A 1,717-nucleotide genomic window follows, 5' to 3' on the forward strand; every position below is an offset into this window, starting at 1 on the left:
ATCGATCGCTAGGGGATATTCGGCTCTAACATAGATATAACCATGGTCGGCCCCCACAGCATAGGCAGCGATCGCCATTCCTTCCAGGACTAAATGGGGGTCACTTTCCAAAACACTACGGTCCATAAACGCCCCGGGGTCGCCTTCATCAGCATTACAGATAACGTATTTTTGTTTACCCGGTTGTTTAGCCACCGTCGCCCATTTTAAACCGGTGGGATAACCGGCACCACCCCGGCCGCGCAAACCGCTTTTGGTGATTTCCTCCACCACCTGGGCCGGGGTCATCTCGTAGAGGGCCTTGTAGAGAGATTGATAACCCCCGACGGCGATATATTCCTCAATGCGATCGGGATCGATTTTACCGCTATTTTCCCGGACAATTTTGACTTGATGGGAGAAAAAGGGATGTTTTGAGTCCCCTAATTGCACCTCGGTTTTGCCGCCGTTTAAGGCCGCAATAATGCTGGCCGCACTTTCCGGGGTGACTTCTTCGTATAGGAGATCCTGGGGATCCACTTCCACCAACGGACCGCGACCACAAAAACCCATACAACCGACCCCCACCACTTCGACTGTATCCTCTAGGTCTGCTTCTTTGACGGCAGTGGCGAGGTTTTTTTTGATTTGGAGGGAGTTAGCAGCTTGGCAACCGGTGGAAGTGCAACAATGCACCCGGATGCTTTTTTGTCTAGTTTTTTCTTTCTCGGCCACTGCCAATAATTCTTGTAAGTCCATATTCTTCTCAATCCACTAGAGTGAAAAATTACTGGGAGAAACTCTGTAGTTTCGCTAAGACAGTTTCCGAATCTTGTTTAGGGGCCACGACTCCATCGAAGACCACGGCCGGCGCAATCCCACAGGCCCCGATACAACGGGCCGACACTAGGGAAATTTCTCCATCGGCGGTGGTTTCTCCCACTTTGACATCAAAGGTGTTTTCGATGTCTTCGAGGATTTTGCCGCTGCCTTTGACATAACAAGCAGTCCCCATACAGACGATACAGGTGTGTTTTCCCGCCGGTTTCAGGGAAAAGAGATGGTAGAAGGTTGCTACCCCATAGACGCGACTGAGGGGCAGTTTTAGCGCCCGGGCAACGTAGAGGAGAACATCTTCTTCTAGGAATCCAAAGGCTTCTTGGGCTTTGTGCAGGACTTCAATCAGGGCTGATTGATTATATCCTGCCCGCTTCATGGTGATGTCGAGGACTTTGAAGCGTTTATCGCCACTGGGATGCTCTTTTTTCTCCGTTTGACGAGGATTGGCAGTTTGCATAAATCTGAACCAAATAAATTTTAGGGGCGATGACGGGAAAAAGATGGAGAGTTGTCGGTTTTCCTTGGTCATCTCCCTGCTTTTATTCTGACACTGGCTCCGGAGGGCGATCGATAACTTTATCTTTCCTTTAGTTATTGGGGGATAGGGGATTTTTTCGGCCTTGTCAAATTGAAAGATGCTCCGAATCAGCCTGGAACTGAAATTACTTTGATAGCAAGGATTGCATTGCATCTTTCCTATAATAGTGTTTAATCAACGAATAGGGCCTTTTATGGCGGGCTTAAGTGGGGAACAAGAGTCGCTCGATTTAGCAGTGGAATATAGCTAGGTAATAGCTGTAGGGCTAATTCATGAATTAGCCCTACAATCAATTATGATGAACCCTGGAAATAGAAAACGGGTTTCTTCGATAAACCCGTTTTCTGCGGGTTTTTTTTC

General features: G+C 48.2%; 2 protein-coding genes. Both read right to left on the reverse strand.

Translation table 11 applies throughout. The features are described from left to right. Nucleotides 1-738, reverse strand: a 738-nt coding sequence (locus IQ242_RS24065) for an NAD(P)H-dependent oxidoreductase subunit E (RefSeq protein WP_193961688.1), incomplete at its 3' end; no start/stop codon positions are given. 28 nt (nucleotides 739-766) lie between these two features. Next, nucleotides 767-1,276 (reverse strand): bidirectional hydrogenase complex protein HoxE, encoded by a 510-nt coding sequence (gene hoxE / locus IQ242_RS24070; RefSeq protein ID WP_193961689.1) that lies wholly within the window; start codon nucleotides 1,274-1,276, stop codon nucleotides 767-769. Nucleotides 1,277-1,717 lie beyond the last annotated feature (441 nt).

It is taken from the genome of Microcystis sp. LEGE 08355, from assembly GCF_015207185.1.
In the GTDB taxonomy this organism is placed as follows: Bacteria; Cyanobacteriota; Cyanobacteriia; order Cyanobacteriales; family Microcystaceae; genus Microcystis; species Microcystis panniformis.

What these genes read in the sequence shown, in the direction of transcription:
- hoxE (WP_193961689.1), bottom strand. Translation starts at nt 1,276, where the DNA reads ATGCAAACTGCCAATCCTCGTCAAACGGAGAAAAAAGAGCATCCCAGT.